At 62.4% G+C, this 5,179-nt stretch carries 3 protein-coding genes and 1 pseudogene; 1 reads left to right on the top strand and 3 read right to left on the bottom strand.

Annotated features, from left to right (window positions below; all coding sequences use genetic code 11):
• Nucleotides 1–194 precede the first annotated feature (194 nt).
• The 3 genes from AWB80_RS42460 to AWB80_RS43805 form a co-directional block, all read right to left on the bottom strand.
• Nucleotides 195–2,894, bottom strand: coding sequence for a CoA-binding protein (locus AWB80_RS42460; protein ID WP_061180569.1), 2,700 nt, complete (start codon nt 2,892–2,894; stop codon nt 195–197).
• Between the two features lie 10 nt (nt 2,895–2,904).
• Nucleotides 2,905–4,203 carry an ATP-grasp domain-containing protein gene (locus tag AWB80_RS42455; RefSeq protein WP_061180568.1) on the bottom strand — a complete coding sequence of 433 codons (1,299 nt, stop codon included), beginning with the start codon at nt 4,201–4,203 and terminating at the stop codon, nt 2,905–2,907.
• Nucleotides 4,204–4,549: 346 nt separating this feature from the next.
• Nucleotides 4,550–4,798 carry a hypothetical protein gene (locus tag AWB80_RS43805; RefSeq protein ID WP_143328289.1) on the bottom strand — a complete coding sequence of 83 codons (249 nt, stop codon included), beginning with the start codon at nt 4,796–4,798 and terminating at the stop codon, nt 4,550–4,552.
• A gap of 157 nt (nt 4,799–4,955) precedes the next feature.
• On the opposite strand from AWB80_RS43805, the pseudogene AWB80_RS42450 reads away from it, so the two are divergent.
• Nucleotides 4,956–5,179: pseudogene (locus AWB80_RS42450) on the top strand (hypothetical protein); the annotation flags it as partial.

The following is a 5,179-nucleotide window of genomic DNA, read 5'->3' as shown; positions in this document are numbered from 1 at the left end:
ATTGGTGCATCGAAATGTCTCCGGAAAACCTGGAATGCGCGGTGCGCGCGGATTTGTCTTTCATGCATGTTCGCCGCTAACAACTGAAACGATAAGTGCGAACTATCGAACGATTGATATACAAGGGTTATCAATCGAAACCCGCGGCGGCGGGCGGATTCCGCCGCCGGGAGCCGAATTTCAGTTGGACGACGTCATGCAACGAAACCGCACTGCGACGCGGCCGTGCGGGTGTCCATGTTGCGGCCGCGGTTGAGGTGATCGTCGATTTCCGCGGCGCAGCCGAGCATGCGCGGATAGAGGAAGATCGTGAACGCGGCCGTTTCGAGATCCGCCTCGCTGAACTGGCCGCGTTTAAGCGGCTGCCACAGCATCTTCAACAGTAGCGCCGCGATCACCGCGTCGACGTTCACGCAATAGATATTGCGCGACACGCCGGCGTCGAACAGCGACTGCACTAGCGCGCGGTAATACGCATGGAGCGCGTTGTACTCGCCGCGCCGCTCGAACAACTCGGCAATGAACACCTCTCGCGGATCATGGTTCACCGGCTTGTCCTTGAAAACCGGATGATTCACGCCCGGCAGCTTGGCGATGTCGAGACTACCCGCCTGCTTCTGACGCGCCTTGTACTGCGCGTAGCGCTCGACGGAGCGACGCGCAAGTGCGTCCAGGTCGATACCGTGATGCGCGTCGGCGGGGTTGTCGAGGCCGCTGTCGCGAAATGCGTCGTTGAGAAACGCGATGCCCTCGTAGCCGTTGCCGCCGTGCGTATAGCCAGTGTGCGTGAGAAAGCCAACGAGCGCCTTGTTCAGTTGCACGCGCTCGGGGCTCTCGGGTCCGTCGGCGGATACCGCGCCCTTTGCGCCCTGCGCCGAGATCGCGCCAGGTCCGTTCGTGAGCAGCAGTCCCGTGAGCGTCCTGAACGCGAACAGATCGTCGTCTGATGGCTTCAGATCGAGCAGTGCTGCGAAGGCGATTTCCGTCAGCGAGCGCTCGCCGAGCAATTCCTCGGTGGCAAAGTCGCAGAACCTGTCGGGGCGGTGACGAGATGCGTCTGCCGAAGCGCCGATCAGCGTGCCGAACAATCGCGTCCACCAGGGCAGGCTCTCCGCCGTCAGGCGCGAAATGCGCTTGCGCATGAGCGGGCCCCAGGCGAGTGTCGTCGTGATCGCGGCGAGCACGGCGTCCGCGCGCGGATGGCCCGGGCCGTGCGTCACCCATCGGACGAACGCCGAACTCACACCGCGCGCGGCGAGACCCGCAAGCAAGGCTTCGGCGTGCGGGTCGGGTTCGTCGGAGAACAGCGCTGCGCTGTCGTTGGCATCGACGGCGTCGATGTCGAATGCTTCATCGAACGCGTCTTCGAGTTTCGCCGCTGCGAAGCGATCGATCATCAGCCTGGCCGCGTCGCGCGCCGCGCGCTGTCGATTCGGCCCGATGATCGCGGCTGCTGCTGCGAGCACCGCGTTGGGCGCGTTGCCCGCTTCGCGCGCTGCCTGCGCCGCCGCGAGTTCGGGCGTGCCGTGCAGGTTCACCGCCGCGCCGACCGCCACGTTGACGAGCTTTTCGTCGTTGACCCCGCCGAACTCGTGCAACAGCGCGAGACAGACGTTCGCCTCGAACGAATGCGTGGCGGCATCGAGCATCGATGCGCCGTGCAGGCTGCTTACCTGCGACTTTGCATCCATCTGGGAGGCCCCTGAGGCGTCCTTCAATGGCTGTCGCGGCGGGATCGCGCCAATCTGGCCGTTGACCCGCGCGACCTGTTCGTCGTAGGGCGCGACTGCATTTACGACGCGCAGTGCAAGCTCATCGGGCAACGCGAGCCCTTGATCCGAACCGAACCACGGCTTGAGCGCCAGGCTACCTTCGGGCTCGAAGTCGGGCATCGTCGCGTTCGCGCGCATCACCGCCGTGAGCGCCGCGGGAATATGCGCGATGTTCGTCACCACCGCACCCTTGGCCGAACAGCAGGGATCGCCCGGTGTGAAGAGTCGTTCGACGCCGAACTTCTCCATGAACCAGCGCTCTTTCGCGAGCGCATCGTCGGCGCCGCCTGCCATTGCGCCCGCATGACCCACCGCCCGCGTGAGGCGGCTCTTCCAGCGGCCCACCACGCAGGCGACCACGGGTTTCGTGAAGGTCGCGTCGGCCTCATAGTATCCGCCCGGCTCGCAATACAGCACGGCGGCCTTGCTGCGCGCGTCGTTGGCGAGAGCGAACGCGAACTCCGGCGCCGCATAATGGATGTAGACGTCCTTGCCGCTGGATATGACCGTCGAGGTGCCCCAGCCGCTCATGCGCAGATACTGCGCGATCGTTGTGCTGAAGCCGCCCGAGTTGGAAAAGATCGCGATCGATCCCTGGCGCAAGGTCGCGCCCGGGTCATCGCCGCCGAGCGCGCCGCCGATGCGCACGCGCTGCCATGAATCCGCGACGCCCAGCCCGTTCGCGCCGAAGATGTCGATGCCCGCCTGCTGGCCCATCGCGCGAATCTCGCGAGCATCGTGCACGGCGATCTTCTCCGTGATGATGAAGATCTTGCGCAGATCAGGATTGACGCGGATGAGTTCGGCGACGCCATCGCGCGCAGCCGACGGCGGCAGATAAACCACGCCGCAGTTGAAGCGGTGACCGGCTTCGAGCCCTTCCCGGACGTTGTTGTACACGGGGATATTGCCGACGGGCGTCGCGAGCGCTTTTCCGCCCTTGCCGGGAGCGGTGCCGAACACGATGTTCGCGCCCGAGAAAGCGTGGCTCACCGGCGTCACGTCCGACGATTCGCCGCCGAGAATGTTGAGCACGCACACGCGATCCTCGCGCATCGCGATTTGCGCCAGCGACTGGACGCCGACGAAGTATTTGAAATGACTGTTGCCTTGCTTGTGCATGTCGATCTCCTCACGCCGATTCGGTTTGCGATTGCGCCTCGCGCGCGCCGATGCGCGTTGCGACCTGTGCGCGTCCGCCCGCTTGCATCCATGCATCGGCACGGCGCGCGTACTGGATCACTTCGCTGATGTCGGAGTCGAAGCCGAACAGGCGATAGGGCAGGCCGAGCGAATCGCAGGTATCGCGCAGCGCCGACATGCCGCGCACCAGGTTCGGGCCGCCGCGTCCGAGCACGACATAGAGCGGCGTCGGGCCATGCTCGCTGAAGTGCTCGCGCAGCGCATCGGCCATGGCGCGCAGCGTTTCGTAGATATCGGTGTTATTCGACTTGCCACCGATGATGAACAGCACGTTCGACTGCCTGAGCCAGTGTCTGAAGCAGATGCGCGCCACCGCCTTCATCTTCTCGTACGGCGGATTGCCGCCGAAGTCCGACGAAATGATGGCCGCGTCGCCCAGCATTTCGGTCACGAGCGAGTTCGCGCCGCCACCAAAGGTCGGCGCGAGGATCGTGCCGCGCTCGTTGATCACATAGACATCGCTTTGCCCCTGATGTGTGCGAAGCTGGTTGATCTCCTGTTCGAAGTCCGAGTAGTCCGCGGCGAACAGATGCGCGGGCAGGCCGAGGCGCGAGAAGCGCGGGTCGTCGCGATCGAATCCGCATTTGAAGTCGCAGGCCACGGGTGTGAGGCGCCCCTTGTTGTCTTCGCGCATGCGAATCGGGTTGAGTTCGAGCGTCGTCATGCCGAAGTCGTGAAATAGCTCCCAGAGCTTCGGCAACTGCTGCACGAGCGGCGAGATGATTTCGCGCGGCGCGCCGATCTCGCTCAGCGCATTGGCGACGACGAACGCCTTCAGGCCGGTCAACGCATCGAACGGCACCATCGCGACATGCTTCGGATCGACTTCCTCGATATCCATGCCGCCCTTGTGCGAGAGCGTCATCGTCGGGGCGCGAAAGCGTGTGGAGTCGGTGATCGAGAAATAGACCTCGTGCCGGGCCGGCACGCCTGCTTCAAAGGTCACACCGTTTGCCTTCGCCTTCAGGTGACCCACGGCGTGCTCGGCGAAATAGAGCCGCTCCTTTTCCGCCAGTGCTGTCTTGAGATCGGTGGCGCGGCCGAGCAGCCCCGCCTTTCCCTTTTTGCCGACGCCACCTTTGAACACCGGTTTGATGAACACTTGGCCGTGGCGGTCGATGAGCGATTTGATCGCTTCCTCGCTGGCGTCCGGACCCAGCACCTCGCTGGCTGGAAATCCGACGAACTGCAGCAGGCGTGCGCCGTGCAACATTCCGGTGATCTGCATGTGAGTGTCTCCTGAATTGAAGGGCAATGACGAATGAAGCAAGTACTGGAAATTCATGCAACTCGTTGCGACAGGCGCAAAAAAGCACCGCTGCCGTGTACGCGCTCGAAAGCGGCGGCAGGAATCGAATAGCGAGATATGTCATGCGAGATGCGCGTCGGCGACGGGTGGCGGCGCCCTTGACCGGGCTCGCGCTGGCATGTGGCGAACCGCTGCTTACGAGTCTCGCCTGTCTCCGAAGCGTTCTTCTTTAGATGCGTTTTTTGAACGACTTGAGTACCGATATTTGCTCAAGTTGCTCGAAACGGGAAGTGCGATTTTTGGAAGCATTGATGCACGGAAGTTATCAATGCATCGTGGTGGCGGCATGAGCGATTTGTGCCGTGTCGGCGAGCATGCGTCCGAAGCCCGGCGCGGAGGAAAGCCGGAAGATCGCCGGATAAGACGTGCAGATTGCGAGCATCGCGATGGCGGTGAGCGCTGGGCGTCCTGTCTTCAACAAAAGGATATTTGGCCAGACCACCAACGTGGCGATGGCTTGACCCGGTCCGGTGAACTCAAGGCAGGGTGAGCGCGGCCCCATGTCGCCGTCCACTGCGTCACGAGCGCGTCATGATATCCAGGCATGCGACGTTGAGAGGGCCATCGAGGAACGCGAACGAACGTGCAGAGCGAATGATTCTACAGGACAACGAATCATTGGGTTTGTGCTTGACGAATTTCACCGCTCCCGTATGATAGGTATTGTTGCGATGCAACAATTTACCGCTGAATCAACGATCAGTCTATTCGCTCGCAAACTTTACCGGGAGGCGCGGATGTTTAACCTTTTTCTTCAACCGGCCAATGTGCTTGGTGCGTCAAACTTACAAACCTTCGTCAACGTCGCTCGCCGCTACGCGTCGGGCATGCAGCAAATCGCTGAGCTGAACGTGCAAACGGTGAATACGGTGTTTGCAGAGAACTCCACGGTATT

This window comes from Caballeronia pedi (genome assembly GCF_001544915.2).
In the GTDB taxonomy this organism is placed as follows: domain Bacteria; phylum Pseudomonadota; class Gammaproteobacteria; order Burkholderiales; family Burkholderiaceae; genus Caballeronia; species Caballeronia pedi.
Note: the sequence above shows the minus strand (reverse complement) of the source record. Positions and strands in the feature narration are given on the sequence as shown.

What these genes read in the sequence shown, in the direction of transcription:
- AWB80_RS42460 (WP_061180569.1), bottom strand. Translation starts at nt 2,894, where the DNA reads ATGCACAAGCAAGGCAACAGTCATTTCAAATACTTCGTCGGCGTCCAG.
- AWB80_RS42455 (WP_061180568.1), bottom strand. Translation starts at nt 4,203, where the DNA reads ATGCAGATCACCGGAATGTTGCACGGCGCACGCCTGCTGCAGTTCGTC.